The organism is Sulfuricystis multivorans (assembly GCF_003966565.1).
GTDB classification, from domain to species: domain Bacteria; phylum Pseudomonadota; class Gammaproteobacteria; order Burkholderiales; family Rhodocyclaceae; genus Sulfuricystis; species Sulfuricystis multivorans.
In genome coordinates this window covers 873,767-899,161 of sequence record NZ_AP018718.1, presented here as the reverse complement: position 1 = coordinate 899,161, position 25,395 = coordinate 873,767, and the positions used below count along the sequence as shown (strand labels likewise).

Here is a 25,395-nt window from a genome sequence, read left to right as displayed (position 1 = left end):
GGACGGCACTACAGTGGCGCCTCGCACAAATGCTCGACCACCCGACGCACCTTGATCAGCGCTTCTTCCAGAACCGCTTCGAGCTGAGCGAAACTGATCGCCGTTTTCGAATCGCCGCGCCCGGCCGCCCAGTTCGCCACCGCACAGATCGCTGCGTAGGGCGTTTCCAGCTCGCGCGCCAGGCCAGCCTCGGGCATGCCGGTCATGCCGACGATGTCGGCGCCATCGCGCGCCAAGCGCTCGATTTCTGCGGCACTTTCCAGACGCGGTCCCTGGGTCGCGGCATAAACCGCCGAGCCGGCCGCCTTGATGCCAGAGGCATCGGCGGCGCACAACAGCCGTTCGCGCAAGGCGCGATCGTAGGGCTCGGTGAAATCGACATGCACCACCGGTGCTTCGCCGCCATCGAAAAAGGTATGCGCTCGCCCCCAGGTGTAATCGATGATCTGGTGCGGCACCGCGAGCGAACCCGGGCCGAGGTCGGCGCGAATGCCGCCGACCGAGGCGACGGAAACGATGCCGCTCGCTCCAGCCGCCTTGACCAGCGCCCAGAGATTGGCGCGGTAATTGACGCGATGCGGCGGGATCGTGTGACCGTAGCCGTGGCGCGGCAGGAAGACGACATCCTGCCTGCCGATGCGGCCGAACGTGAGCACGCCCGAGGGGTCGCCGTAAGGCGTGCGCACCACCTCGCGCCGCGTCACTTCGAGACTCGCCAGCTGAGTGAGCCCGCTGCCGCCGATGACTGCCAACATTCTGATCTCCTTCGTGATGGGGACAGAGCCTCTGCTAGAATGCGCGCCCTTTTTCCAGACGCACGCCAATGTCCCGTTCCTTACGCAACATCGCCATTATCGCCCACGTCGACCACGGCAAGACCACTCTCGTCGATCAGCTGTTGCGGCAGTCCGGCACTTTCCGCGAGAACCAGCAGATCGCCGAGCGCGTGATGGATTCGAACGACCTCGAACGGGAACGCGGCATCACCATCCTCGCCAAGAACTGCGCGATCGACTGGGAAGGCACCCACATCAACATCGTCGACACGCCGGGCCACGCCGACTTCGGCGGCGAGGTCGAGCGCGTGCTGTCGATGGTCGATGGCGTGCTGCTGCTGGTGGATGCCGTCGAAGGGCCGATGCCGCAAACGCGCTTCGTCACCAAAAAGGCGCTGGCGCAGGGTTTGAAGCCGATCGTCGTCATCAACAAGATCGACCGGCCCGGTGCGCGCCCGGACTGGGTGATCGACCATACTTTCGATCTGTTCGACAAGCTCGGCGCCACCGAGGAGCAGCTCGATTTTCCAGTCGTCTATGCATCAGCCTTGAACGGCTATGCGATGATGGCTTCCCACACGCCCGGCACCGACATGCGGCCGCTTTTCGAGGCCATCTTGCGCCACGTACCGCCCCCCGACGTCGATTCGGAGGCGCCGCTCCAGCTGCAGATCTGCTCGCTCGATTACAGCTCATATCTGGGTCGCATCGGCATCGGCCGCATCAAGCAGGGTCACCTGAAATCCGGCCAGCAGGTCGCGGTGATGTACGGCGACGAGATGCGCGGCAGCGCGAAGGTCGGCCAGATCTTCGTCTTCAAGGGCTTGGAACGCGAAGCGACAGCGGAAGCCGAAGCCGGCGACATCGTACTGGTCACCGGCATCGATGAGGTCGGCATCGGCGTCACGCTCTGCGCCGTCGACAACCCCGTGGGCTTACCGCCGATCCTGGTCGATGAGCCGACGCTGACGATGAACTTCCAGGTCAATACGTCGCCGCTCGCCGGCAAGGAAGGCAAGTTCGTCACCAGCCGCCAGATTCGCGAACGTTTGGCGCGCGAACTGCTTTCCAATGTCGCGCTACGCGTCAAGGATACCGACAACGCCGACGTCTTCGAAGTTTCCGGCCGCGGCGAGCTGCATCTGACCATCCTGCTCGAAAACATGCGCCGCGAAGGCTATGAGCTCGCCGTCTCACGGCCGCGCGTGGTGCTCCATGAAGTGGATGGCGAAAAGCAGGAACCTTATGAAATGCTCACCGTGGATGTGGAGGAAGTCCATCAGGGCGGCGTGATGGAGGAACTCGGCCGCAGAAAGGGCGAGCTCCAGGACATGCAGCCGGACGGCAAAGGCCGCGTGCGTCTCGAATACCGTATCCCGGCGCGCGGCCTGATCGGCTTTCAGGGCGAGTTTCTGACACTCACTCGTGGTACCGGCCTGATGAGCCACGTCTTCGACGCTTACGGCCCCTGGGCCGGAGCGCTTTCCGACCGCCGCAACGGCGTGTTGGTCTCGGCCGAAGATGGCGCCGCGGTCGCTTACGCGCTATGGAAACTACAGGAGCGCGGCCGCATGTTCATCAACCCCGGCGATCCGGTCTATGAGGGCATGATCATCGGCATCCACAGCCGCGAAAACGACCTGGTCGTGAATCCGATCAAGGGCAAGCAGCTCACCAACATCCGTGCCGCCGGCAAGGACGAAGCGGTGCAGCTCACCCCGCCGATCCGGCTCACCCTCGAATCGGCGGTCGAATTCATCGCCGACGACGAGCTGGTCGAGATCACGCCGAAATCGATCCGCCTGAGGAAGCGCTTCCTGAAGGCACACGAGCGCAGGCGTGCCGGCCGTGAGGAATCTTCTGCATAAGCCGCCGCCGGCGGCGCGTCGCTGGCTGTTGCGCATCGCGATCGCCGGCGCGATCCTCGCGCTGATCGGGCTTTCTTCCCAGACCCCGGTGATGCCGCTGATGTGCAAGATCTATGGTTGAACCCAGATTATCCATTAGATCTGGCTGATGCGCCATGAGCATTCGATACGATCATTTCATTGCTTTACGCGGCGGCTTTTCGGCCTGCGGGCGGCATCTTTGCGCCCCCGCGTATCGCCAGACACGGTTATTGGCTCGTCGCGGTGACGCAAACCTGCTCGCCCTCGCCTTTTGATACCCGCTCGTGTTCCAATGGACAATCTGGGTTGAAACTTTCTGGCGCTTTCGGTAGTCTAAAAATCATTTATGTCGTAACCACAGAGAGGAAAACACCATGCAACCGTTCGACATCGTCACCCAAACCTCTGCCGAATCGGTCGTCCGTCAAAACCGCGTGCTGCGCAACACTTACGCACTGCTCGGCCTGTCGATGGTGCCGACCGTGCTCGGCGCGCTGCTCGGCGTCCAGCTGAAGTTCTCCTTCCTCGCTGGCAGCCCGTTGCTGGCCTTCCTGCTGTTCCTCGGCATCGCCTGGGGCTTCATGTACGGCATCGAGCGCACCAAGAACAACGGCATGGGCGTCGTGCTGCTGTTGGGCTTCACTTTCTTCATGGGCTTGATGCTCTCGCGCATCCTGCAGGTGGCGCTGGGCTTTGCCAACGGCGGACAACTGATCGCGCTGGCCGCGGGCGGCACCGGCGCGATCTTCTTCGTGATGGCCGGCATCGCCGCGACGAGCAAGCGCGACTTCTCCAACCTTGGCAAGTTCCTCTTCGCCGGTGTGATCCTGATCCTGCTTGCCGCGCTCGCCAATGCCTTCTTCCAGATCCCGGCGCTGGCGCTGACGATCTCGGTGCTCGCGATCGGCATCTTCTCCGCGCTGATTCTCTACGACATCAACCGCATCGTCCGGGGTGGTGAGGACAACTACATCTCGGCGACGCTGGCGGTCTATCTCGACATCTACAACGTCTTCGTCAGCCTCTTGAACCTGCTGCTCGCCTTTACCGGCCAGCGGGATTGACGATGAAATTCGGCGCTGGCGCAATGGCACGCCGCGCTTCATCTCAGACGGCGACCTCGGGGTCGCCGTTTTCGTTTCAACCCAGATTGTCCATTAGGGCGCGAAGGGCCCGCCCGCAGATGATGCGCGCCCGCGCAGTCCAGCATGGCAAGGTTTACTCACGCTCATCCGATGACAGGACGGTCTAATGGACAATCTGGGTTCAACCTAAAAACCTCAGTTGGACGCGCCCGATGGTGCGTGGCGGCGGGTGCATGGCGCGGCGCGACGACGCAGCAGGCTCATGCCTGCAAGGAGGAGCAACAAAGCCAGGTGCCAGCTTAGGAAGCGCCAGGGGGTGCGTAGCGGGGTCACCGACTCGGTGAGCGGGGAAAGTGTGGCAAGCTCTGATTCTCAAAGGCATTTTTTGCTTACAGAAGCGGTCAACTGGGGTTTTTAGGTTCAATGAAAATGAACGCCCGTCTGCCCGCCGACTGGTGGCTGGTGTTCGCGGCCTGGCTCGTCGCCGCTACGGCGACACTCGGCGCCTTGTTCTTCGGCGAGGTGATGGGGCTGCCGCCTTGTCTGCTGTGCTGGTATCAGCGTATCTGCATGTTCCCGCTGGCGCTGATCCTGCCGCTCGGGCTTGCCGCCCAAGATCGTCACATCGTGCGCTATGCGCTGCCGCTCGCCATGATCGGCCTGGCCATCGCGCTGTTCCATCAAGCGCTGGTGTCCGGCTGGGTGCCGAAAAGCCTGGAACCCTGCGCGCGCGGCGTGCCCTGTTCGAAGACCGTCGTCGAGTGGTTCGGTTTCCTCACGCTTCCCTGGCTGTCGATCGCCGCATTCGCGGCCATCGTCCTGTTGCTCACGCTCGCCTTCCGGCAGGGGCGACGATGAATCCCCGCACCCTCGTCCTCGTCACCGCCGCGCTGTTGCTGTCCGCATTCGTCGCGGCAACCGCGCTTTATCACCGCGCACAAGCCGATGCCGCCACCCGGCGCGCGATCGATCACGGCGATCGGCTGATCCGCCCGCATGCGCCGATCCTCGGCGATGTCACTGCGCCGGTGACGATCGTCGAGTTTTTCGATCCGGCCTGCGCTACCTGCCAGGCATTCCATGAGCCTCTCAAAGCACTCGTCGCCGCCCATCCGGGCAAACTCAAACTGGTGCTGCGCTATGCCCCCTTCCAGATCGGCGCGGAGCACATCGTCGCGCTGCTGGAGGCCGCCCGCCGCCAGGACAAATTCTGGCCAGTACTCGATGTGCTGATGGAAACACAGGACGACTGGAAGCCGCTGCACGAAGCGGAGCTGCCGCGCGTCTGGAAACACCTGGACGGACTGGAACTGGATCTCGACCGGCTGCGCCGTGACATGAGCGATCCGGAAATCGCCGCGCGCATCCAGCAGGACGAGGAAGACGCCAACCGCCTGAGGATCGACACGACGCCGACTTTTTACGTCAACGGCCGGCCGCTGCCTGGCTTCGGTTTCGGCGTGCTGCAAAAGACCGTCGAAGCCGCGCTAGCCACGCTCGAATAGCGCGATCGACTCGACGTGCGAGGTGTGCGGGAACATGTTCGCGATGCCCGCCGCGCGCAGCCGATAGCCCTTTTCGTGCACCAGCACGGCCGCATCGCGCGCCAAGGTGGCCGGATTGCACGAGACATAGACGATGCGCGCCGGCGCATCGCTGCCGAGACATTTGACGAGCTCGATCGCGCCCTCGCGCGGCGGATCGATCAGCATCTTGTCGAAACACCCCCAGCCAGAAAGCTGCTCCGGGGTTACCGCGAACAGATTGGCGACGTGATAGTCGATCCGCGCAGCGAGGCCATTGGCCAACGCATTTTCCCGCGCCCGCGCCACCAGCGGGGCGCTGCCCTCGACGCCGACCACCGTCGCCCCGCAACGCGCCAGCGGCAGCGTGAAATTGCCCAGCCCGCAGAACATGTCGGCGATGCGCTCCTTTGGTCGTGGCGCGAGCAACCCGATCGCGCGGCGCACCAGCACGCGGTTCACATCGTGATTCACCTGCGTGAAATCGGTCGGCCGGAAACGCAAGCCGACCGCGAAATCCGCCAGCCGATAGACGGGCAAGGGCGCTTCGGCCGGATGAAAGGGTGTCGCCGTATCCGGCCCACCCGGCTGCAGCCAGAGATGCACACCGTGCCTGTCGGCGAAGCCGCGCAGCACATCCTCATCCGCAGCGGTCAGCGGCTCGAGGATGCGCAACACCAAGACGGGCGGCCCGTCGCCGACGGCAACCTCGATCTGCGGCAGCTGCTGGGCGATCGAAAGCCGGCCAACCAAGGTCCGCAAAGCCGGCAACAGTGCGGAAATCGGCGCTGGCAGCACGGCACAGGAAGTCATGTCGGCGACGAAACTGCTCTTTTTCTCGTGGAAGCCGACCAGCACGCCGCCCTTCTTCGCAACGAACCGCACCGCAAGCCGGGCGCGGCGGCGATAGCCCCAGGCCGGGCCGATGATCGGCGGTAGCATCGTCTCGGGTTCGAGCCGCGCGATGTGCCAAAAGGCATCCTCGAGCACCCGCTGCTTGACGGCCGCCTGCGCGCCCGGTTCCAGATGCTGCATGCTGCAACCGCCGCAGATGCCGAAGTGGGGGCAGCGCGGCGCGACTCTCTGGCTCGAGGGTTCGAGGATGTCCTCGACACGGCCGGTATCGAACTTCGGCTTGCTGCGCAGGCGCGCGTAACGTACGCGCTCGCCCGGCAACGCGCCTTCGATGAACACCACCTTGCCCTCGACGTGGGCAACGCCGCGTCCTTCATGGTCGAGCGATTCGATGATGGCGATGTTCATGATGGCGCTTCGCAAGGTCGGGGGCGCGATTATAGAGGCCGCCTCGCTTCGCCCAGATGCGCAATTGATGCCGATCAATAGCGAGCCCTTTCGAACATGGTAAGGTGCGCCGCTTGCAATGAAATTCCACCGTCTGATCCTGCTCATCCTCGCCGGCATTTTGCTGGGGGCGTTGCTGCTCTACCAGCTCGTCTCTTGGCGGCTGGCCAGGCAGGCCGCCGAAGATCAGCTGCTCGAAAACGCCGAGCGCATCCGCGGGGTCTTGATGAGCCTGCGCCGCGTCTCCCAGCATGCGTTCCTGGAATCCGGCCTCGAGCTCAACGAAAAGACGCTGCCGCTCTTGCCGGCTTTCGCGATGGCCCGAATGGCCGAAGAGCTGAAGAATTTCGACAGCAGCGGCTTTTCTTTCAACAACGTCTCGGATCAGGCGCGTAACCACCACAACCAGGCGGATGCCGAAGAACTCAAAGCCATCGCTTTCTTCCGCGAACACCCGAAGGCCGAACGCTACACAGCTCCGATCATCGACGCCGACGGCCGCGAAAAGCTCCTCTATGCGCGGCCGATCTGGATCGAGGATTATTGTCTGAAGTGCCACGGCAAGCCGGAGGATGCGCCACCCTCGATCCGCGCGCGTTACCCGAATGCCTACGGTTACAAGGTGGGTGATTTACGCGGCGTGCTGTCGATCAAGCTGCCTCGTGAACAGGTCACCGTGCATGCTTGGCGCAATTTCCGCTGGCAGCTGTTGATCAGCCTGATCGTCTTTTTCGCTGCCGGCGCATTCCTCGTTTGGCGGCTGCGCCGTGATCTCGCCCGGCCATTGGCGAGCGTTGCCGCGGCTGCGCAGCAGCTGGCCACTGGCGATCTGACTGCGCGGGCGCATTCCGCTTCGACGATCGACGAAGTGCGTGCCGTCGCCGACAGCTTCAATCGCATGGCCACCACGCTCGGTCAGACGCAGAAGGCGCTGAGCGAATCGGAGGCGCGCTACCGGCTGCTCGCCGAGCATGCGCGGGATTGCATCACTTTCGAATTGCCCGAAGGAGGTTTTTCCTATGTCTCACCCGCGGCGCGCGCCATTTTCGGCGTAGCGCCCGAAGCCTTGCTCCGCGCCCATGCATCCGATCTGCTCGAGCGGATCGCGCCCGAGGATCGGCGACGCTGGCAGGAGCATCTCGGACATGCCGATCTGGCCACCGAAGGCATGGAACTGCGCCTGCTACGCCCCGATGGCGAGACCGTCTGGATCGAGCACGACTGCATGCCGGTGTTCGAGGAGGGCCGCTATCTTGGCCGGCGCGGTGCATTCCGCGACATCACCGCGCGCAAACACGCCGAGGCCGAGGCCGAACGGCTCGCCTACCAGGATGCGCTGACCGGCCTGCCGAACCGCCGCGAAATGATCGAGCGGCTCGCCTACGTGCTCGCCACATCGTCGCGACAGAAGATGCTGGCGGCGTTGATCCTGATCGATCTTTCCGGTTTCAAGCGGCTCAACGAAGCGCGTGGTGAAGATTTCGGCAACCGGGTACTGATCGCCGTGGCCGAGCGCCTCCAGCACACGCTGCGCGAAGGCGATCTCGTCGCACGCACCTATGGTGACGAATTCGCTCTGTTGCTCACCCATCTCGACAAGCACAGCGATCTGGCCACGAAGCAGATCGTCTCCGTGCTCGGCAAACTGCAACAAGCCATCGTTGCGCCGATGTTCCTGGACGGCGAGGAACTCGCCCTCGCCGCCTGCTTCGGCATCACCCATCTGCCCACAACTGCGGCTGACAGCGCTGAAGCCGCCCTGCGTCGCGCCGATACCGCGTTGCATCGCGCGAAGGCGAAAGGGCCGGGCGAATACGCCTTCTTCGAGGAGGCGATGGGCGAAACCGCCCGGCTGCGTTTCGAGATCGAAAAAGCGCTGCGCCAAGCCTTGCTGCGTGACGAGCTGCGTTTGTATCTACAGTCCCAAGTCGATGCCGCCGGGCGCATCATCGGCGCCGAAGTCTTGCTGCGCTGGCAGCATCCCGAACGCGGGCTCGTTCCGCCCGGCCAGTTCATTCCGATCGCCGAAGAGTCGAAGCTGATCGTCGAGCTCGGTGCCTGGGTGCTCAAAGAAGCTTGCCTGCTGATCCGCCGCCAGCTCGACGCAGGCCGTCCGCTGCGCCTGTCGGTGAATCTCTCGGCACGGCAGTTTCGCCAGCCTGGCTTCGAGCGCTGGCTCGCCGATTTGATCGAGGCGCATGGCGCCGATCCGGCGCTCATGACGCTCGAAGTCACGGAAAGCCTCGCCATCGAGGATTTCGCCGTCACCGTCGGCCGCATGCATGCGCTGCGCGCCATGGGCCTGCATTTCTCGCTCGATGATTTCGGCACCGGCTATTCGTCGCTCGCCTATCTGAAACGGCTGCCGATCTCGGAGCTCAAGATCGACAAGAGTTTCGTCCTCGACGCGCCATTCGATGCCGACGACGCAGCGCTCGTCGATACCATCCTAGGCGTGGCGCGGCAGCTCAAGTTACGCGTCGTCGCCGAAGGCGTGGAGACCGCGCTTCATGCCGCCTTCCTCGACGGCAAGGGTGAAATCATCCGCCAAGGCTATCACTACGGCAAGCCGCTCCCCGTCGAGGAGTGGTTGGCGGCTTGGAAGTGAAGCTCAGAGCATCAGCCAGCCCGTTCCCTCGGCCTGCGTCGCCACGCCGATCCAGTCGGCCGAGCAATCGAGCGCCTGCGCGAGCGCCGCGCGGGCAAGATGCGGACGGTTGTTTTCCTCGGAAAGATGCGCGGCAATGACGTGACGCAGTTTCCGCCCGCCGATGGCGCGCAGCAGTTCGGCGGCCTGGCCATTTTCCAGATGGCCATAACCGCCGGCGATGCGCTGCTTCAACGGTGGCGGATAGCGACCGTTGGCGAGCATCTCGGCATCGTGGTTACATTCGAGCACCAGCGCCACGCAGTCCCTGAGCATCGCGACGATGTGCGCGGTGATGCCGCCGGCATCGGTGAGCACGCCCAAGCGGCTGGCGCCATCGGAGAAGACGAACTGGGTCGGCTCGCGCGCATCGTGCGGCACGGGGTAAGGATGAATTTCCAGATCACCGATGGCAAAGCAGGTGTGGCTGTCGAAACGGCGCACCGGCACGTCCTCCAGTTGCCGGGATGCTGCAACGGTGCCGAAACTGGCAAAAACCTGCCAGCCGTAGCGCGCCGCGCAGCGCGCCGCGCCGCCGACATGGTCGGCATGCTCGTGCGTGATCAGCACCGCGGCGATGCTCTCCGGAACGATGGCGAGGCGCGCGAGCCGCCGTGCCAGCTCGCGCGGTCCAAAGCCGCAGTCGAGCAGCACGCGGGTTGCGCCCGATTCGACGATCAGCGCATTGCCCTTGCTGCCGCTGCCCAGTGAAGCGAAGCGAATCACTTCAACTGTTCGTGCAGCAGGGTGAGGATCTTTCTCGCCGTTTCCGAATTGTCGGCGCCGCCCTCGCGGGTCAGTACGCGCACGCTGCTTTCCGGGCCGTTGCCCTGCACGTGGATGCGGTACTGCTGCTTCGGGTCGACTTCGGGCTTGCCTTTGAAGAGATTGAGCGGATTGAGCTTGGACAGCCAGCCCTCATTCTCGCCCTTCTTCTTCGGATCGGCTTCCGGGTCGATGTAGCGCACGTAGTACAGCCCTTGGCTGCGGTCGCGGTCTTCGACCGTGAAGCCGACGCGGTCGAGCGCGAGACCAACGCGCCGCCAGGCGCGGTCGAAGGACTCCTCGATCAACAACGTGCCGGCGCCGTCGGCAGCGCGCGTGAGCTTGGCGCGTTCCGGCGCCTTCTCGGCGGCCATCAAGGTCTTGGCACGCGTTTCCTCGACGCCGAGACGCACCATCAGGCGTCTGAGCATCTCGGCTTCGAGCTCGGGATCGGGCGGACGCGGCTGCCAGCGGGTCTGGTCCTTGCCTTCGGTGACATAGACCTCGTACATGCCGCGATGGCTGATGTAGATCTCCACGGTGCCGGGCTCCGCGCCCTTTTCGATCCGGGTACGGAACTTGTCGCGCTCCGGCGTCGAATACAGGCTGTCGAACACCTTGCCGATCGTCGAGCGAATGATGTCCTGGGGAATCTTGGCGCGGTTTTCGGCCCAGTCGGTTTCCATCACACCGGCTTCGGGAAGCTCGACATCGATGATGAAACCCATTTCCTGCCAGAATTCCTTGAGCTTGGGCCACAACTCGTCAGGCGTGCCGGCAACCACCAGCCAGCGCTGCGTGCCGGCGCGTTCGATGCGCATCTTCTCGGCATTCGGCAACACTGGGCTCGCCGCCGCGGTGGTCGTCCCCCCCTTGCGTTCGCCGGCATATTCGGAATAAGTCGCACTGCCCCGCGGCGTGATGTCGGGCACCGCGTAACGATCGTCGCGCGACGGCTGGGTCAAATCCGGCGGCACTTCGAGCGAGGGCAGCTTGCCCGCCGACTTGTATTCGATTTTCTTCGATTCCGGCAGGATGTTGCCGGTGCATGCGGAGAGCAGGACAGCGCCAAACAGCGCGCCCGCGAGACGGAACAGGGGAAGTTTCATGCTCATGGTCACAGGTCGATGCCGGCTTCGAGCATGGCCGCGCGCACCCGGCCGTGATATTCGGGCGACAGAACGGTGAGCGGCAGCCGCAGCGTGTCCTTGATCAGGCCCATGCGTGCGCAGGCCCATTTGACGGGAATCGGGTTCGCTTCGCAGAACAGTTGCTTGTGCAGACCCATCAGCTTCAGATTGATCTCGCGCGCCGTCTCGACGTCGCCGGCAAGCGCCGCGGCGACCATCTCGTGCATCAACCGCGGCGCGACATTGCCGGTGACGGTGATGATGCCGTGACCGCCCAGCAGCACCAGCGCGAGGCCGGTCGCATCGTCGCCACTGTAGATCGCGAAGCCCGCCGGGGCGCGCTTGATCAGGTCGATGCCGCGCTCCAGGTTGCCGGTGGCATCCTTGATGCCGACGATGCCGGGCACCTGCGCCAGCCGCAGCGTGGTCTCATTGGCGAGATCCGCGACGGTGCGGCCCGGCACGTTATAGAGGATCATCGGCAGATCGACTTCCTCGGCGATGGCCTTGAAGTGCTGATAAAGCCCTTCCTGGGTCGGTTTGTTGTAATAGGGCACGACGGACAGGTGGGCACTGGCGCCGGCAGCCTTGGCGCAGTGGGCGAGCTCGATCGCCTCGGTGGTCGAATTCGCGCCGGTGCCGGCGATCACCGGAATGCGTCCGGCGACGTGGGCGACGGTTTCGCGGATGAGCAGGCAGTGTTCTGCCATGTCGACGGTCGGCGATTCGCCGGTGGTGCCGACGACGACGACGGCGTCGGAACCTTCGGCGATGTGCCAGTCGAGCAGGCGACGCAGTGCGGGAAGATCGAGCGAGCCGTCCTCCTGCATCGGAGTGACGATCGCGGGAATGGAGCCTCGAATCATGATGTGTACGAACCGTGGGTTAGATTTCGGCCAGTGCCTTGATGTGAGCGGTCACGCTGCGCGCGAGCGCCGAAAGCGCATAGCCGCCTTCGAGCATCGAGACGATGCGGCCTTGGGCGCTCTTACGGGCGACTTCGAGCAGCCGTTCGGTCACCCAGGCGTAATCGGATTCCACCAAGCCCAATGATGCCATGTCGTCCTCGTAATGGGCATCGAAGCCGGCAGAGATGAAGATCAGCTCGGGAGCAAATTCGGTCAGCCGCGGCAGCCATTTCTCGGTCACGATCTCGCGAAAAGCCTCGCCGCGCAGGCCAGCCTTCACCGGGACATTGCACATGTTGGGTGCCGGATTCTCGGTGCCGCTGTAGGGATAGAAGGGGTGCTGGAAGATGCTGACCATCAAGGTGCGCATGTCGCCCGCGAGGATGTCTTCGGTGCCGTTGCCGTGATGCACGTCGAAATCGACGACGGCGACGCGCTGCAAGCCCCAGGCGTCGAGCGCATGGCGCACCGCGACGGCGATGTTGTTGAAAAAGCAAAAGCCCATCGGCTTGGCGCGTTCGGCGTGATGGCCCGGAGGACGTACCGCGCAGAAAGCCGCCCGAACCTCATTCTTCATCAGCAGATCGGTTGCCAGCACACCGGCGCCGGCGGCGCGCAGGGCCGCCCGCAAAGTGCCGGGGCTCATCGCCGTGTCGGGATCGAGATGGTGGATGCCTTGCTCGGGCGCGCTGGCATGGATGAAATCGATGTATTCGGGCGGATGGACGCGCAGCAGTTGTTCTCGGGTGACGAGCGGCGCGTCGTAAAAGTTCAGATACATGTCGAGTCCCGCGGCGATCAGCCGATCCTGGATGGCACCGAGCCGGTCGGGGCATTCGGGATGATGCGCGCCCATGTCGTGCAGCAGGCACTCGCGATGGGTGATGAAGGCGATCGGCATGTCGGAGGGGGACGTCGGGGGCTTCGCTTACAATCTCGGCAACGCCATTATGGCGCTTCTTCGGATTGTAACGCATGGTCTCCCACCCCAGTCCCCTTGCCACCGTGCTCGCTGCCGCCAGTCGCATCGTCCTCGGCAAGGAGCGGCAGATCCGCCTGGCGCTGGCCTGTCTGCTGGCGCGCGGCCATCTGTTGATCGAGGACCTGCCCGGCGTCGGCAAGACGACGCTGGCGCACACGCTCGCCCGCCTCATCGGCCTCGATTTCCAGCGCATCCAGTTCACCAGCGACATGCTGCCGGCCGACATCCTCGGCATTTCGGTGTTCGACCGCGAAACCGGCGTCTTCCGCTTCCACCCTGGACCGATCTTCACCCAGGTGGTGCTCGCCGACGAGATCAACCGCGCCACGCCAAAGACCCAGAGCGCGCTGCTCGAAGCGATGGAAGAACGCCAGGTCACCGTCGAAGGCGAAACACGCCCGCTGCCGCAGCCCTTCTTCGTGATCGCCACGCAGAACCCCTCTCACCAGCTCGGCACCTTCCCATTACCCGAATCGCAGCTCGACCGTTTCCTGATGAAGATCGCGCTGGGCTACCCCGACCGTGCGGCCGAACGCGCACTGCTCGAAGGCGCCGACCGCCGCGAGCTGCTCGCTAAGACTGCACCGCTACTGTCGGCCGAAACCTTGCTCGCCGAGCAACGGCGCGTCGCCTCGGTGCATGTGGCGCCGGCTCTGCTCGACTATCTGCAGGCACTCGTCGGCCATACGCGCAACCTATCGCCTACCGGCCTGTCGCCACGCGCGGCGCTCGGGCTTCTCGCCGCCGCGCGCGCCTGGGCCTGGCTTGCCGGCCGTGATCATGTGTTGCCGGAAGACGTGCAGGCCGTGCTGCCGGCCGTCGTCGCGCACCGTCTGGGAACCCCGGGCGAGCCGCGCGATGCCGATGTCAGCGGTCGCGCGCTGATCGAGGCGGTGCCCATCCCCTGATGCTGTCCGGATTACGTCTGGCGCTGCGCGAGCGGTTCATCGCCTGGGCGCTGCGCGCCCACCCGCCGGAAGCCCAGCCAGTGATGCTCGGGCAGCGGCGCGTCTATGTGCTACCGACGCGTGCCGGCCTGCTCTATGCGATCTCCCTCATCGTGCTGTTGATCGGCGCGATCAACTACAACCTCTCGCTCGGCTATGCGCTGGTGTTCCTGCTCGCCGGCGTGGGCGTCGTGACGATTTTGCACACGTTTCGCAATCTGGCCGGTATCGCGCTCGGCGTCGCTGAGGCGGCCCCCGTGTTCGTCGGCTGCGATGCATGCTTTCCCTTGTTGCTCCACAATCCGGATGCCCGCGCGCGCCGCCGCCTGCGGCTGTTTTTGCCGGGACAGGCAGCGGTCGCCATCGATCTGCCGCCGCAGGAGAGCACTCGCGCGCTGTTGCCGTTGCCGGCGCGACGGCGCGGCTGGCTGACGATGCCGCGCGTGACGATCGACACGGTCTGGCCGTTGGGCCTGGTGCGCTGTTGGGCCTACGCCTGGCCCGCGGCGCGCTGCCTTGTCTATCCGCGACCCGCCCGTGCCGTGCCGAAGCCGCCGAGTTTCGCCGCGATGCAGGAGGGGCGGCTGGCGAGCGAGGCCGGTGACGAGGATTTCGCTGGTCTCAAGCGCCACCGGCCGGGCGATCCGCTGCATCACGTCGCCTGGAAGATCGCGGCGCGGCTGGGACCGGAGGCCAGCTTGCAGACCAAGCAGTTTTCCGGCACCGCGTCCCCGGCGCTCATGTTCGACTGGGCGCAGCTACCGGGGTCACTCGATGTCGAGACCCGGCTGTCGATCCTTGCCCGCTGGGTACTCGATGCCGAAGAAGCAGGTCTGTCATATGGCTTGCGACTGCCCGGTCGAGAAATTTCGCAGACACAGGGCCCAGTCCATTTGCATGCCTGCCTGAAGGCCTTGGCGCTCTATGGCGACGAAGCATGAGCGAACCGCGCCGCCGCTGACGTCGGCGCAAAGCGGCTGGCTACTGGCGTCGGGCATCGTCGCCACGCTGCCGCTCGCCAGCCAAGTGCCGCCGTGGCTTGCCGCCCTCGCCGCCGGTGCATTCCTCTGGCGCGCGTGGCTTCTCTCGCGCGGCCTGCCGCTGCCGCCGCGCTGGTTGCTGATCCTCGTCACGCTGGGCAGCGTCGCGGCGGTGCTGATCCACACTCGCACGCTGTTCGGTCAAGCCGCGGGCGTCGCGCTGCTGGTCGTCTTCATGGCCTTGAAGCAGCTCGAGGCGCGCGCGAATCGCGACGGCCTGGCCATCGTGTTGCTCGGCTACTTCCTGACGCTGGCGCAATTCTTCGCGAACCAGTCGATTCCGGTCGCGGCGACGATGCTCGGCACAGTGCTGATCATCACCGCAACCCTCGCCAGCCTCGTCGATCCGGCAGGCCGGCCGCGGGAACTGGTCAAACTCGCCGGCACATTGTTGATGCAGGCAGCACCGCTAATGCTGATCCTGTTTTTGCTCTTCCCGCGCGTAGAGGGGCCGCTGTGGGGCCTGCCGCGCGATGCCTACAGCGGCCTGACCGGATTGTCGGACAGCATGGCGCCAGGCACGATCCAGAACCTCGCCCAATCAGATGCGATCGCCTTCCGCGTCAAATTCGCTGGTGCGGCGCCGCCGAAACGCGACATGTACTGGCGCGGCCCGGTGCTCTCGAGACTCGATGGCCGCATCTTCCGGGCCGGCGAGGTGCGACGTCTCGATGAGTCGCCCTACAGGGCTCGACAGGCAAGCCTTGCCTATCACTACACGCTGACGCTCGAAGCGCACAACCGACCGTGGCTGTTCGCGCTCGAGCTGCCCGAAACATTGCCGCCCGACGCTTTTCGCACCCATGACTTCCAGTTGCAGGCGAAGCGCCCTGTGCGCGAACGCCTGCGTTACACCCTCGTCTCGCATCCGCTGGTCGATTTCGGCGCCGAAGACCCTGCCGTGCTCGCCGCCGCGCTGACGCTTCCCGCCGGGCTCAATCCGCGCACCGTAGAGCTCGGCGCCAGCTGGGCGGCAGCAGGCTTGGCCCCGGCCGAGCGCGTAGCGCGCGGCCTCGACTTCCTGCGAGACCAGCGGCTCACCTACACGCTGCGGCCGCCGCTCACCGACGAACATGTCGCCGACACTTTCCTGTTCGAGACGAAGCGCGGCTTCTGCGAGCATTTCGCCGCCGCGTTCGTCGTGCTGATGCGCGCGGCGGGCGTGCCCGCGCGCGTCGTCACCGGTTACCAGGGCGGCGAAAGGAATCCCGTCGATGACACCTGGGTGATCCGCCAGGCGGACGCGCATGCCTGGGCCGAAGTCTGGTTCGACGGCCGCGGCTGGCAGCGCATCGATCCCACCGCGACCGCCGCGCCGGCGCGCATCGAAGAAGATCTCGCCACCGCCCTGCCGGCCGGCGATCCCTTACCCTTCTTCGCGCGTTCGGGTTTCGACTGGCTGCGTGCGGTGCGCTATCGCTGGTGGGCGATCAACAACGCCTGGAACCAGTGGGTGCTCGGCTTCGACCCGCAACGCCAGCGCGATCTGCTCCTCCGGCTCGGTATGAGCACGCCAGACTGGCGATCGATGACCGCCTGGCTCGCCGGCCTTTCCGGCGTGGCGCTCATCATGCTCGCCCTCGTGCTGCTCAAGCGCCGTCCGCATCCCGATAAAGCGCAGCGCGCATGGCTGACGGTCTGCCGGCGTCTGGCCAAACGCGGCCTTACGCGCCGGCCGTGGGAAGGGCCGCTGGATTACGCGGAACGCGTCGCGCGGGAATTGCCCGCCGCAGCGGACGATATTCGCGCCATCGCACAGGCTTACTGCGCGCTACGCTACGGCCCTACCTCGCACGAGGGGCTTGCCGCGCTCAGACGGCGTGTCAACGCCTTCCGCCCATGAAACCGCTCGTCTTCCTCGTCATCGTTTTGCTCGCCCTGCCCGCCCACGCCGCCGGTTTCGCCGAGCGCGAAGAGGTGCAGACGTTCATCACCGAGATGCAGGAAAAACACGGCCTCGATAGCTCCCGACTGGCCGCGCTGTTTGCCAAGGCGCGACCGATGCCCGCGGTGATCGAGGCCATCAGGCCGCCCACCGATCCGCGCATCCGCTCGTGGCAAACCTATCGCGCACGTTTCATCGAACCCAAACGCATCGCCGCTGGCTTGCGCTTCATGTGCCAGCACCGCGCGGCGCTCGCGCGGGCCGAGGCGAAAACCGGTGTGCCGGCGGAGATCATCGCCGCGATCATCGGCATCGAAACCTTCTACGGCAAACATCTCGGCCGCTTCGACAGCTTCGCGGCGCTGGCCACGCTGGCCTTCGACTACCCGCCGCGCGCGGAAGCGTTCCGGCGCGAGCTCGAGGCGCTTTTGCTACTCGCGCGCGACGAGCGACGCGCACCCGACAGCTACCGCGGCTCCTATGCCGGCGCGATCGGCCTGCCGCAGTTTCTGCCCTCGAGCATCCGCCACTATGCGGTGGATTTCGACCACGATGGCCGCATCGATCTCGTCGGCAGCGCGGAAGACGCGATCGGCAGCGTGGCGAACTTTCTCGCCTCGCACGGCTGGGAAGCAGGCGGGCCGATCGCGATCCCGGTCAAAGTCGGCGCAGGTAAGACGGCAGCCGACGCCCTGATCGAGGAAGGCATCCTGCCCCAGCGACGGCCGCAGGAGATGGCGAGCTTCGGGGTCATGATCCCTGCCGATGCGCCCGACGCCCCTGCGGCGCTGATCGACCTCGTCACACCGGAAAAGCCGACCGAATACTGGCTGGGCTACCAGAACTTCTATGTGCTGACGCGTTATAACCGTTCGAGCTTCTATGCGATGGCGGTTTATCGGCTCGCCGCGACACTGATGGCACGCTTAGAGTAACGAGCGCACCCCTATGCCATCCCTCGCCATGCGCTGGCGCAGGCGGGCAAGCGCTTCCATCTGCAGTTGCCGCACGCGTTCGCGCGTGACGCCGAGCTCGCCGGCCAACTCCTCCAACGTCGCGACGTCGCGCTCGTTCAGGCCGTAGCGTCTTTCGACGATGTAACGATGACGCTCGGGCAGCTCGGCGACCCAGCCTTCGATGTGGCGGGCGATCTCGTCTTCTTCGACGCTCACCTCGGGATCGACGGCGTTTTCGTCGGCGAGCGCGTCGGCGATCGACAAATCAGGGTCGATGTCGAGCGGCGCATCGAGCGAGGCGGTGCGTTCGTTGAGCAGCAACAGGCGGCGAATCTCGTCGACCGGTTTGTGCAGCAAGCCGGCCACTTTCTCGAGCACCGGGGTCGGCGCCGCATCGACCATTTCCGGGTCGGCGCCGATTCTGCGCAGCGCCATCAGCACGCCATTGAGCTCCTTGACCACATGCACCGGCAGACGCACGGTGCGCGACTGATTCATGATCGCGCGCTCGATGTTCTGGCGGATCCACCAGGTCGCATAGGTCGAGAAGCGAAAGCCGCGCTCCGGATCGAATTTCTCCAACGCATGAATCAGGCCGAGGTTGCCTTCCTCGATCAGGTCGTCGAGCGGAATGCCGCGATGCTGGTAATGTTTGGCGATGCTCACCACCAGCCTGAGGTTCGCTTCGATCATCCTCTGGCGCGCTTGGCTATCCCCGGCACGCACCGCACGCGCCAGCGCAAACTCCTCTTCCGGCTTGAGCAGCGGCTTGGCGCCGATCTCGTTCAGATACAGCTGCGTGACGTCGTCGAGGAAGCCGTCCTCGCCAGCGAGCTCGCCACTCGCTTCATGGTCATTCGACGGCGGCGCCAGTGCTGCGTCGCCAGGCGCGCCGGCGCCGATGGCGTTGTCTTCGTCGGCAGCCGTCATCGAGCAGGCAACAGCTTCAGCGGGTCGAGCGGCTTGCCCTTGTGCCGCAGCTCGAAATGCAGTTTGGGTTGATCGGCGTCGGAATCGCCGAGCTCGGCGATCTTATCGCCCCGCTTGACCATCTGGCCCTCCTTGACGAGGATGCGGCTATTGTGGGCATAGACGCTGCTGTAGCCATCGGCATGCAGCAGCACGACGAGATTACCATGCTTCGGATAGACACCGACGAAGATCACCTTGCCGGCAGCGGCGGCACGCACTGGATCGCCGATCTTGCCGGCGATGTCGATGCCGCGGTTGATCGCCTGGGCGCCGCCATTGCCATCGCTGAAAGTGGCGAGCAGCTTGCCGTTGGCGGGCCAGAGCCATTCGCTGCCGGAGTCCGTCGCGGCAGCAGGCGATGTTACCGGTGGGATGGGGGCAGCAGGCTTTCCGGGCGCGGGCGCGGCGAGCGCCGCGGGCGGTGGTGCGGATTCACCCTTGAGCAGGGCGAGATTCTCTGCCGAGTAAGGCAGCTTGCCGCCTTTCGGCGCACGTTTGACGGCATCATGGCTGCTCGGCGCCACGGTCGGCGCTGGTGGAACGGCACTGCCTGCGGCAGCGCCGTCGAGAGGGCGGGCAACGACGGCACCGCTGCCAATGATCGGCCGCACTTCGATGGCTTCTGGCGACGGCGCGGGCGTAGCAGCTGGCGCTGCAGGTGGGGTCAGCCGTAGGGTCTGACCGACGACGAGGCGGCTCGTATTGTCGAGCAAGTTCCAGGCCGCCAGATCACGGGGGTTGAGGCCATGCTCGCGAGCGATGCCGTAGAGCGTCTCACCCTTCTTGACCACATGGGTCTTGGCCGCAGTCTCCGCCGGCGCAGGCAGGCGCGGCTTCTCGATGTGGGCGGTCGATTGCACCTCGCTCACCGGGGCCGGCAGCGTGCTGGCGCAACCAGCGAGAAGTAGCAGCGCGAGGGTGAGGATTCTGCGTTTCATCAGCCGACTCCCGGCAGCAAAGGCACGAAGCGCACCGACTCGAAGAGGCTTTCTTTCCAGCCCTGCGCGGTACGCTCGACGACCATCAGCATCTGCGCGCCGCCGCCGACCGGCATCACCAGGCGGCCGCCGACTGTCAGCTGGTCCTTCAAAGCCTGCGGCACCGCCGCCGCGGCGGCGGCGACGATGATCGATTCGAAGGGCGCCGCCTCGGGCAGACCCATCATGCCATCGCCATGCTTGAGGCGCACCCGGGTCAAGCGCAGCGCCTTGAGGTTCTCGCGCGCCCGCGCCAGCAGCGCGGCGAGCCGTTCGACGCCATAGACCTCCCTTGTGAGCTGGGCGAGCACCGCCGCCTGATAGCCGCAGCCGGCGCCGACCTCGAGCGTCTTGCCCAGGCTCGCGCGGCCTTCGAGCAGCAGCTCGATCATGCGCGCGACGATGTAGGGCTGCGAGATGGTCTGGCCGAGGATCAGCGGCAGCGCGGTGTCCTCATAAGCGCGGTGCGCCATCGCCGGCTCGACGAAGATGTGGCGCGGCACCAGCCCCAACGCCATCAGCACCTGTTCGTTCTTGATCCCCTGTTCGCGCAGGCGTTCGATCATGCGCGCGCGCGTGCGCTCCGAGGTCATGCCGACGCCACGGAAAGCCATATGCGCATTCATCGTCCGAGCCACTCCCGCACCCGGTCCAGCTGGGCAACATGCGTCAGGTCGATCGCGAGCGGCGTGATCGACACCCGGCCCTGCGCGACCGCATGGAAATCGGTGCCGGGGCCGGCATCGGCCGCCGCACCGGCGGGCCCGATCCAATATACCGTGTCGCCGCGCGGCGAGACCTGCTTGACCACCGGCTCGGCCTTGTGGCGGCGACCCAGGCGGGTGACCTCCCAGCCGGAAAGCTCTGCCTGTGGCCGATCCGGGACATTGACGTTGAGCAGCACCGGCTCGGGAAACGGCCGGGCGTGCAGGCGCTCGACCAGCGCGCGCACGACGCGCGCCGCCGTCTCGAAATGGCGCCCCGCGAAACTCGCCAACGAGACGGCCAGCGCGGGGATACCAAGCAGATAGCCCTCCATCGCCGCCGCGACGGTGCCGGAATAGATCGTATCGTCACCCATGTTGGCGCCGAGATTGATGCCCGAGATCACCATGTCCGGCTCTTGCGGCAGCATGCCGGTCACCGCCAGATGCACGCAGTCGCTGGGCGTGCCATTCACATAGTGGAAACCGTTCTCCGCCGTCTTGAGCAGCAGGGGGCGATCGAGGGTGAGCGAATTCGATGCGCCGCTGCGGTTGCGCTCCGGCGCGACGACGGTCACCTGGCCCAGATCCTGCAAGGCTGCGGCGAGCGCGGAAAGTCCCGGGGCGGAATAGCCGTCGTCGTTGGAAAGCAAAAGGTTCATGGGGCGATTTTAGCGGAGGCTTGCCATCGTCTTCCGCATGAAACAAAGGTCCTCCCAGGCCTTGGCTTTGTCCGGCAGGTTGCGCAGCAGATAGGCCGGATGGTAGGTGACGATCAGCGGTGTGCCGGCGAAGTCGTGGATGATGCCGCGCGCCCGCGAGATCGTCACCTCCCGTTGCAATAGCGTCTGCGCCGCGGGCTTGCCCAGCGCAATGATGAGCTTCGGGCGGATGAGCTCGATCTGCCGTGCGAGAAACGGCCAGCAGGCCGCCGTCTCAGCGGCTTCCGGCGTGCGGTTGTTGGGCGGCCGGCATTTCACCGCATTGGCGATATAGACGTTCTCCCCCCGCCTAAGGCCAATGGCCGCGAGCATGTTGTCGAGCAGCTTGCCCGCCTGGCCGACGAAAGGTTCGCCGCGCTCGTCCTCCTCCGCGCCCGGGCCTTCGCCGACGAACAGCCACTCGGCATGGATGTCGCCGACGCCGAGCACCGCCTGCTTGCGCGTGGCATAGAGCGGACAGGCGGTGCATTCCGCCACCGCCCGGCGCAATTGATCCCAATCCATCGCCGCGATCGCCGCGGTGCGGTGATCGAGCGGCGCGGCCGCGGCAGCGACGGACGATGCAGCGTCCGCCGCCGACTTCTGCGGCGGCCGGCGAAGTTTCCAGATCGGGCCGAGGCCCATTTCCTTGATCAACTGTTCGCGGTTCATGGTTCCCTGGCCATCACGATCGCATCTTCCCTTCCTTCCCGTGCCGGATAGTAAGCCCGCCGCCGGCCGATTTCGACAAAACCTGCCTGCCGGTAGAAAGCAAGTGCCGGCTGATTCGAGGGACGCACCTCGAGCAAGAGGCGCGTCATGCCGGCCGCGCGCGCCCGCCCCGCGATGAACTCGAGCAGTGCGCGGCCACGCCCGGCGCGCTGACGATCCGGCGCAATGCCGATCACCAGCAGATGCGCTTCGTCGACCGCATGCATCAGCACCGCGAAGCCGACCAAGCGGTCGCCTTCGCGCATCACCCAGGCATCATAACCGGCGGCGAGCGCATCGAGAAAGTTGCCGCGCGTCCAGGGAAATTCCTGCACCGCCGCCTCGATCGCCAGCACGGCATCGACGTCATCCGCCGTCATCGGCGCGAAACTCATTTCTCGCCGCCGCGCGCGCGGCGTTCCGCGACGGTGAGCGCCACCTTGTCGCGCACGTAGAGCGGCTGCGCCTGCCTGGCTGGCACGCCTTCGCCCCGCGCAAGCTGCCGGACACCGAGCCGCGCCACCGCCGCGGCGCTTGGAAATACCGTCGCAGCGACGGCTTCGAGACGTGCCCCCATGCGGGCGCGGATTGCCTCGCCGTGCGGCGTCGCAAAGCCATCTCCTACGCCGCGAAAGCCATCCCCTTCCGGCAGGGGTGCCGTTGCGCCAGGGCCGACTTTCGGCGCCATCCGCTCGACAACATCATCCCCCGCAACCCGATAGGCGCCGAGATAGACTTCGTTCATCCGCGCATCGAGGCAGGCGAGCACCGGGCCGTCGCCCGCCGCCAAGGCCAGCGCAGCAAGAGAGGAAACCGGCGCCACCGGCAAATCCAGGCCACAGGCGAGTCCCTGCGCGACGCCGCAAGCGAGCCGCAAGCCGGTGAAGCCGCCGGGGCCGGCGCCGAAGGCGATGCCGTCGAGGCGTCGTAAGGTGAGCCCCGCCTCGGCGAGCAATTCCAGCGTCCAAGGCAGCAGCACTTCGGAACCGCCATTGGCGTAATCGGCGCTTCTTTCACAGAGGGAGCCGTCGCACCACAAGGCAACGGATAGGCGGCGCGTGGCCGCCTCGAAGGCAATCAGTTTCACGCTGCGGATTCTACCGGTCGGGCCGGGTGGAACCGAGCACATAATCGATCCGCCGCTGACGTGCCGCTGCACAGGCAGCATCGCCGGCAGCCTTGCAACGATCACGCGCAAAACTCAGCCACGCCAGCAGCGGCCGCCGCCAGCCCTGTTGCGATGCGGTGTCGATCGCGAGATCGATGCCTGCCGGCGGCAGGCGGCCGGCCCGAAGAAGTAATGCGGCCGCGACGAGCCGGGAAAGCGGATCTTCGATCGCGGAAAGCGTTGCGAGCGCATCGCGGCTTGCCGGCACACCCTGCTGCGCTGGCGGCAAGAGCGCGGCATCGAGTCTTTCCCAGCGGCCGGCGAGATAGTCGGCATACGCCCTGGCCGCGGCATCGGCATCCTGCTCAAGCACCTGGAATGCCGGGCATTGCGTCGCCGCGAGGCTGGCGACTTCGAGCGCGCAGGCGACGAGCTCCACCCGCGCCATCTGGCTTGCCTCGCCGGTCCGCGCGACCTCGGCGCGGGCGCGCGCCAGTTCCAGCCGGGCTACGCGCTCGCGGCCGGCGAAATAGGCGGCCGTGTAATTGCCGAGCGCCGCATGGGCGTTGACCCGCCAGTCCGGCACCGCCGGAGCGCTGGCGCAACCAGCGAGCAGAAGCAACAAAGCGAGGAGGCTTTTCATGGCAGCTTGAGCTCCCGCTCGCGCGCAAACGGCCACTTGCGATTGACCTCCTCGACGAGCTGGGAGATGCGTCGCAGACTCGCCTCGACCTCGGCACGCAAGACATCGAGGTCTTCGCTCGCCACGCGCGCATTCGCGGCGATCTGCCGCGCCTCATCGAGCGTCGCATCGACCTTCTCGAGGCTTTGCCGCGCTTGGCCGAGCAAGTGGCGCAGTTCGGCAACGGCCGCCTGCGTTTCATCCAGCACGCCTTCGCGGCCCAGGATCTTCGCATCGGCCTGGGCGAGCAGGCGGTTGCTGCGCTCGAGCGCCTCGAGCACCCGTTTTGCACCGGCCTCGCCCAGCAAGCCGGGCAGGCTGCCGTCCTTGCCGGTCATCCGGCCGGTGAGCGTCTGCAGATTGGCGAGGCTTGCGCGCAGCGGCGCATCGGCAGCGGTGATTCGTTTCAGATTGTCGATGAGATCGCGCATCGTGGCCACGAGCTGCGGGATGCCCGCTGTCGCATCGCCGATCAAGACCTCGCGGCGCGCGCCCTCGGGCAGCGGCGGATCGTCGAGGATGCCCGTATAGGCACGCAACTTTGCGCCACCGACGAGACCGCGTTCGAGCGTGAATACCGATGAAGTGCGCAGCCAGCGCGCATCCTTGACGGGCACCTCGACATGGATGTGCGCCTTGCCGTCTTCGCCCAGCTCGATCTTCGCCACCCGGCCGATCGCAAAGCCGGAAAAGGTCATGTCCATGCCGACCGTAACCCCTTCGGAATTTTCCGCCAGCAGCACGAAATGCCGTTTCTCCTCGAACACCCCGCGCGCGTGCATCACATACAGCACGAATCCGGCAAGAAGAATGATGAGCAGCGTGAGAAGCAGATAAGCCTTGGCAGTGGCATGCGCGATCGGCAGGGCATTCGGGTCACGCGGGTCGGCAGGCGCGCTCATGGGTTCAGAAATGCAGCACGATGAGGCTCGCGCCTTCGATCAGCACGAGCGAGAGAAACAGCCGCGCCATCACGCGCATTTCGCTGCCCGCGGCGGCGCGGCGTGGCGTATCGAGCGCCACCGTGGCCGGCGCCGCCCCGACGGCGAGCCCGAACAGGGCCGCCTTGAGCAGAAAACCGGGCAGGGTCACCGGATCGAACACCTGACCGACGAGTCTCGAAAAGCCGGCGATTCCCCACGGTGTCAGGCCATAGACGATCAGATAGGCCACAAAAAGCGCGATCAAGGTACTGGCCAGCGTCAAGAGCACAGTGGCGAACAGGTTGGCGATGAAGCCGGGCAGCACGATGCGCAGGAAGGCATCACCCACGGCCAGCGGCTCGCCATGTGCGCGCAGCCCGGCGAGATGATCGAGCACGGCCAGCCCCGAGCGCATCGCGACGAACAAAGCGGCGGCCAAAGGCAAGAGCTCGACGACGAAGACGCGCACCACGCCTTCGAGCGCCAAATGAGAAAGGCCGTAACTGGCAGCGCTCGCCGCGACGATGCGCGTCGTCACCGCGGCGAAGAGCGCCGAGAACAGCGCATAGCCAGGCAGCGCCTGCCCGGCCGCGAAGCACAGCGCCTGCGCCGTGGCCAAACGCACGGCGGGACGATGGCTCGCAGGGCTGACCGCCGCGGTCAATAGCAGCGCAAAGAAGCGCACGAAGCGCCATTCGCGCTCGATACCGCGCAGCAGCCGGACCGGGAATGAAAGCTTGGAGGAATCGGCTTGGCTCATCGCGCAACCATCTTAACCGATC

At 65.6% G+C, this 25,395-nt stretch carries 26 protein-coding genes; 10 read left to right on the top strand and 16 right to left on the bottom strand.

Annotated elements, in window-relative coordinates; genetic code table 11:
• Nucleotides 1-8 precede the first annotated feature (8 nt).
• Nucleotides 9-755 (bottom strand): S-methyl-5'-thioinosine phosphorylase, encoded by a 747-nt coding sequence (locus tag EL335_RS04485; RefSeq protein WP_126444496.1) that lies wholly within the window; start codon nucleotides 753-755, stop codon nucleotides 9-11.
• Nucleotides 756-823: 68 nt separating this feature from the next.
• Here EL335_RS04485 and typA point away from each other — a divergent pair, with 68 nt between their 5' ends.
• The 5 genes from typA (at nucleotide 824) to EL335_RS04465 (ending at nucleotide 5,255) form a co-directional block, all read left to right on the top strand.
• Nucleotides 824-2,644 (top strand): translational GTPase TypA, encoded by a 1,821-nt coding sequence (gene typA, locus EL335_RS04480; protein WP_126444494.1) that lies wholly within the window; start codon nucleotides 824-826, stop codon nucleotides 2,642-2,644.
• Entirely contained in the window at nucleotides 2,625-2,765 is a 141-nt protein-coding gene (locus tag EL335_RS14305) for a hypothetical protein (RefSeq protein WP_172600031.1), read from the top strand. Before typA ends, EL335_RS14305 begins: the two co-directional genes overlap by 20 nt.
• A gap of 274 nt (nucleotides 2,766-3,039) precedes the next feature.
• A complete protein-coding gene (locus EL335_RS04475) occupies nucleotides 3,040-3,729 on the top strand; it encodes a Bax inhibitor-1/YccA family protein (RefSeq protein WP_126444492.1) in 690 nt (229 codons plus the stop codon).
• 450 nt (nucleotides 3,730-4,179) lie between these two features.
• A complete protein-coding gene (locus tag EL335_RS04470; RefSeq protein ID WP_126444490.1) occupies nucleotides 4,180-4,608 on the top strand; it encodes a disulfide bond formation protein B in 429 nt (142 codons plus the stop codon).
• Complete coding sequence (locus EL335_RS04465) at nucleotides 4,605-5,255, top strand: DsbA family protein (RefSeq protein WP_126444488.1); 651 nt, start codon at nucleotides 4,605-4,607, stop codon at nucleotides 5,253-5,255. Before EL335_RS04470 ends, EL335_RS04465 begins: the two co-directional genes overlap by 4 nt.
• Here the strand turns inward: EL335_RS04465 and rlmD are convergent.
• Complete coding sequence (gene rlmD / locus EL335_RS04460; protein ID WP_126444486.1) at nucleotides 5,238-6,536, bottom strand: 23S rRNA (uracil(1939)-C(5))-methyltransferase RlmD; 1,299 nt, start codon at nucleotides 6,534-6,536, stop codon at nucleotides 5,238-5,240. The genes EL335_RS04465 and rlmD overlap by 18 nt on opposite strands.
• 118 nt (nucleotides 6,537-6,654) lie before the next feature.
• On the opposite strand from rlmD, the gene EL335_RS04455 reads away from it, so the two are divergent.
• Nucleotides 6,655-9,183, top strand: a complete 2,529-nt coding sequence (locus EL335_RS04455; protein ID WP_126444484.1) for an EAL domain-containing protein — start codon at nucleotides 6,655-6,657, stop codon at nucleotides 9,181-9,183.
• 3 nt (nucleotides 9,184-9,186) lie between these two features.
• Here the strand turns inward: EL335_RS04455 and EL335_RS04450 are convergent, their stop codons facing one another.
• From EL335_RS04450 to EL335_RS04435, 4 genes are read right to left on the bottom strand one after another with little or no spacing between them, the layout of a single operon-like run.
• The gene (locus EL335_RS04450) at nucleotides 9,187-9,948 is read right to left on the bottom strand and encodes an MBL fold metallo-hydrolase (protein ID WP_431306257.1); all 762 of its coding nucleotides are present in this window, start codon (nucleotides 9,946-9,948) and stop codon (nucleotides 9,187-9,189) included.
• The gene (bamC, locus tag EL335_RS04445) at nucleotides 9,945-11,096 is read right to left on the bottom strand and encodes an NlpB/DapX family lipoprotein (protein WP_126444482.1); all 1,152 of its coding nucleotides are present in this window, start codon (nucleotides 11,094-11,096) and stop codon (nucleotides 9,945-9,947) included. The genes EL335_RS04450 and bamC overlap by 4 nt, the downstream gene beginning before the upstream one ends.
• Before the next feature lie 8 nt (nucleotides 11,097-11,104).
• Nucleotides 11,105-11,983, bottom strand: coding sequence for a 4-hydroxy-tetrahydrodipicolinate synthase (dapA, locus tag EL335_RS04440; protein WP_126444480.1), 879 nt, complete (start codon nucleotides 11,981-11,983; stop codon nucleotides 11,105-11,107).
• Nucleotides 11,984-12,002: 19 nt separating this feature from the next.
• Nucleotides 12,003-12,926: a histone deacetylase family protein gene (locus EL335_RS04435; RefSeq protein WP_284155447.1), complete on the bottom strand. Its 924-nt coding sequence runs from the start codon at nucleotides 12,924-12,926 to the stop codon at nucleotides 12,003-12,005.
• A gap of 74 nt (nucleotides 12,927-13,000) precedes the next feature.
• Between EL335_RS04435 and EL335_RS04430 the strand changes: the two genes are divergently transcribed.
• Genes EL335_RS04430 through mltB form a run of 4 tightly spaced genes read left to right on the top strand, consistent with a single transcriptional unit; the run spans nucleotide 13,001 to nucleotide 17,814 of the window.
• Nucleotides 13,001-13,915, top strand: a complete 915-nt coding sequence (locus EL335_RS04430) for an AAA family ATPase (protein ID WP_126444478.1) — start codon at nucleotides 13,001-13,003, stop codon at nucleotides 13,913-13,915.
• Nucleotides 13,915-14,895: a DUF58 domain-containing protein gene (locus EL335_RS04425; protein WP_126444476.1), complete on the top strand. Its 981-nt coding sequence runs from the start codon at nucleotides 13,915-13,917 to the stop codon at nucleotides 14,893-14,895. The genes EL335_RS04430 and EL335_RS04425 overlap by 1 nt, the downstream gene beginning before the upstream one ends.
• Nucleotides 14,879-16,837 (top strand): transglutaminase TgpA family protein, encoded by a 1,959-nt coding sequence (locus EL335_RS04420; RefSeq protein ID WP_126444473.1) that lies wholly within the window; start codon nucleotides 14,879-14,881, stop codon nucleotides 16,835-16,837. Before EL335_RS04425 ends, EL335_RS04420 begins: the two co-directional genes overlap by 17 nt.
• Nucleotides 16,834-17,814, top strand: coding sequence for a lytic murein transglycosylase B (mltB, locus tag EL335_RS04415; protein ID WP_126444471.1), 981 nt, complete (start codon nucleotides 16,834-16,836; stop codon nucleotides 17,812-17,814). The genes EL335_RS04420 and mltB overlap by 4 nt, the downstream gene beginning before the upstream one ends.
• On the opposite strand, the gene rpoS is transcribed toward mltB, so the two are convergent.
• The 10 genes from rpoS to EL335_RS04370 are packed head-to-tail and all read right to left on the bottom strand — an operon-like array spanning nucleotide 17,806 to nucleotide 25,373.
• On the bottom strand, nucleotides 17,806-18,765 hold the full coding sequence (rpoS, locus tag EL335_RS04410) for an RNA polymerase sigma factor RpoS (protein ID WP_126444469.1): 960 nt from the start codon (nucleotides 18,763-18,765) through the stop codon (nucleotides 17,806-17,808). The genes mltB and rpoS overlap by 9 nt on opposite strands.
• Complete coding sequence (locus tag EL335_RS04405) at nucleotides 18,762-19,745, bottom strand: LysM peptidoglycan-binding domain-containing M23 family metallopeptidase (RefSeq protein ID WP_126444467.1); 984 nt, start codon at nucleotides 19,743-19,745, stop codon at nucleotides 18,762-18,764. Before EL335_RS04405 ends, rpoS begins: the two co-directional genes overlap by 4 nt.
• The gene (locus tag EL335_RS04400) at nucleotides 19,745-20,422 is read right to left on the bottom strand and encodes a protein-L-isoaspartate(D-aspartate) O-methyltransferase (RefSeq protein WP_431306256.1); all 678 of its coding nucleotides are present in this window, start codon (nucleotides 20,420-20,422) and stop codon (nucleotides 19,745-19,747) included. The genes EL335_RS04405 and EL335_RS04400 overlap by 1 nt, the downstream gene beginning before the upstream one ends.
• A complete protein-coding gene (gene surE / locus EL335_RS04395; RefSeq protein WP_126444463.1) occupies nucleotides 20,407-21,150 on the bottom strand; it encodes a 5'/3'-nucleotidase SurE in 744 nt (247 codons plus the stop codon). The genes EL335_RS04400 and surE overlap by 16 nt, the downstream gene beginning before the upstream one ends.
• Nucleotides 21,151-21,159: 9 nt before the next feature.
• Nucleotides 21,160-21,861: a uracil-DNA glycosylase gene (locus tag EL335_RS04390; protein WP_126444461.1), complete on the bottom strand. Its 702-nt coding sequence runs from the start codon at nucleotides 21,859-21,861 to the stop codon at nucleotides 21,160-21,162.
• Nucleotides 21,858-22,295: a ribosomal protein S18-alanine N-acetyltransferase gene (gene rimI / locus EL335_RS14300; protein WP_172600030.1), complete on the bottom strand. Its 438-nt coding sequence runs from the start codon at nucleotides 22,293-22,295 to the stop codon at nucleotides 21,858-21,860. Before rimI ends, EL335_RS04390 begins: the two co-directional genes overlap by 4 nt.
• Nucleotides 22,292-22,987, bottom strand: coding sequence for a tRNA (adenosine(37)-N6)-threonylcarbamoyltransferase complex dimerization subunit type 1 TsaB (gene tsaB, locus EL335_RS14295; protein ID WP_172600029.1), 696 nt, complete (start codon nucleotides 22,985-22,987; stop codon nucleotides 22,292-22,294). Before tsaB ends, rimI begins: the two co-directional genes overlap by 4 nt.
• 10 nt (nucleotides 22,988-22,997) lie before the next feature.
• Nucleotides 22,998-23,651: a hypothetical protein gene (locus EL335_RS04380; protein ID WP_126444459.1), complete on the bottom strand. Its 654-nt coding sequence runs from the start codon at nucleotides 23,649-23,651 to the stop codon at nucleotides 22,998-23,000.
• On the bottom strand, nucleotides 23,648-24,592 hold the full coding sequence (locus tag EL335_RS04375) for an MlaD family protein (protein WP_126444457.1): 945 nt from the start codon (nucleotides 24,590-24,592) through the stop codon (nucleotides 23,648-23,650). The genes EL335_RS04380 and EL335_RS04375 overlap by 4 nt, the downstream gene beginning before the upstream one ends.
• A gap of 4 nt (nucleotides 24,593-24,596) precedes the next feature.
• Nucleotides 24,597-25,373, bottom strand: a complete 777-nt coding sequence (locus tag EL335_RS04370) for an MlaE family ABC transporter permease (RefSeq protein ID WP_126444455.1) — start codon at nucleotides 25,371-25,373, stop codon at nucleotides 24,597-24,599.
• Nucleotides 25,374-25,395: the final 22 nt, after the last annotated feature.

Bases quoted from the DNA above. Each gene is read 5' to 3' on its own strand.
- EL335_RS04485 (WP_126444496.1), bottom strand. From the start codon at position 755: ATGTTGGCAGTCATCGGCGGCAGCGGGCTCACTCAGCTGGCGAGTCTC.
- typA (WP_126444494.1), top strand. From the start codon at position 824: ATGTCCCGTTCCTTACGCAACATCGCCATTATCGCCCACGTCGACCAC.
- EL335_RS04475 (WP_126444492.1), top strand. From the start codon at position 3,040: ATGCAACCGTTCGACATCGTCACCCAAACCTCTGCCGAATCGGTCGTC.
- EL335_RS04470 (WP_126444490.1), top strand. From the start codon at position 4,180: ATGAACGCCCGTCTGCCCGCCGACTGGTGGCTGGTGTTCGCGGCCTGG.
- EL335_RS04465 (WP_126444488.1), top strand. From the start codon at position 4,605: ATGAATCCCCGCACCCTCGTCCTCGTCACCGCCGCGCTGTTGCTGTCC.
- rlmD (WP_126444486.1), bottom strand. From the start codon at position 6,536: ATGAACATCGCCATCATCGAATCGCTCGACCATGAAGGACGCGGCGTT.
- EL335_RS04455 (WP_126444484.1), top strand. From the start codon at position 6,655: ATGAAATTCCACCGTCTGATCCTGCTCATCCTCGCCGGCATTTTGCTG.
- bamC (WP_126444482.1), bottom strand. From the start codon at position 11,096: ATGAAACTTCCCCTGTTCCGTCTCGCGGGCGCGCTGTTTGGCGCTGTC.
- dapA (WP_126444480.1), bottom strand. From the start codon at position 11,983: ATGATTCGAGGCTCCATTCCCGCGATCGTCACTCCGATGCAGGAGGAC.
- EL335_RS04435 (WP_284155447.1), bottom strand. From the start codon at position 12,926: ATGCCGATCGCCTTCATCACCCATCGCGAGTGCCTGCTGCACGACATG.
- EL335_RS04430 (WP_126444478.1), top strand. From the start codon at position 13,001: ATGGTCTCCCACCCCAGTCCCCTTGCCACCGTGCTCGCTGCCGCCAGT.
- EL335_RS04425 (WP_126444476.1), top strand. From the start codon at position 13,915: ATGCTGTCCGGATTACGTCTGGCGCTGCGCGAGCGGTTCATCGCCTGG.
- EL335_RS04420 (WP_126444473.1), top strand. From the start codon at position 14,879: ATGGCGACGAAGCATGAGCGAACCGCGCCGCCGCTGACGTCGGCGCAA.
- mltB (WP_126444471.1), top strand. From the start codon at position 16,834: ATGAAACCGCTCGTCTTCCTCGTCATCGTTTTGCTCGCCCTGCCCGCC.
- rpoS (WP_126444469.1), bottom strand. From the start codon at position 18,765: ATGACGGCTGCCGACGAAGACAACGCCATCGGCGCCGGCGCGCCTGGC.
- EL335_RS04405 (WP_126444467.1), bottom strand. From the start codon at position 19,745: ATGAAACGCAGAATCCTCACCCTCGCGCTGCTACTTCTCGCTGGTTGC.
- surE (WP_126444463.1), bottom strand. From the start codon at position 21,150: ATGAACCTTTTGCTTTCCAACGACGACGGCTATTCCGCCCCGGGACTT.
- EL335_RS04390 (WP_126444461.1), bottom strand. From the start codon at position 21,861: ATGAACCGCGAACAGTTGATCAAGGAAATGGGCCTCGGCCCGATCTGG.
- rimI (WP_172600030.1), bottom strand. From the start codon at position 22,295: ATGAGTTTCGCGCCGATGACGGCGGATGACGTCGATGCCGTGCTGGCG.
- EL335_RS04380 (WP_126444459.1), bottom strand. From the start codon at position 23,651: ATGAAAAGCCTCCTCGCTTTGTTGCTTCTGCTCGCTGGTTGCGCCAGC.
- EL335_RS04375 (WP_126444457.1), bottom strand. From the start codon at position 24,592: ATGAGCGCGCCTGCCGACCCGCGTGACCCGAATGCCCTGCCGATCGCG.
- EL335_RS04370 (WP_126444455.1), bottom strand. From the start codon at position 25,373: ATGAGCCAAGCCGATTCCTCCAAGCTTTCATTCCCGGTCCGGCTGCTG.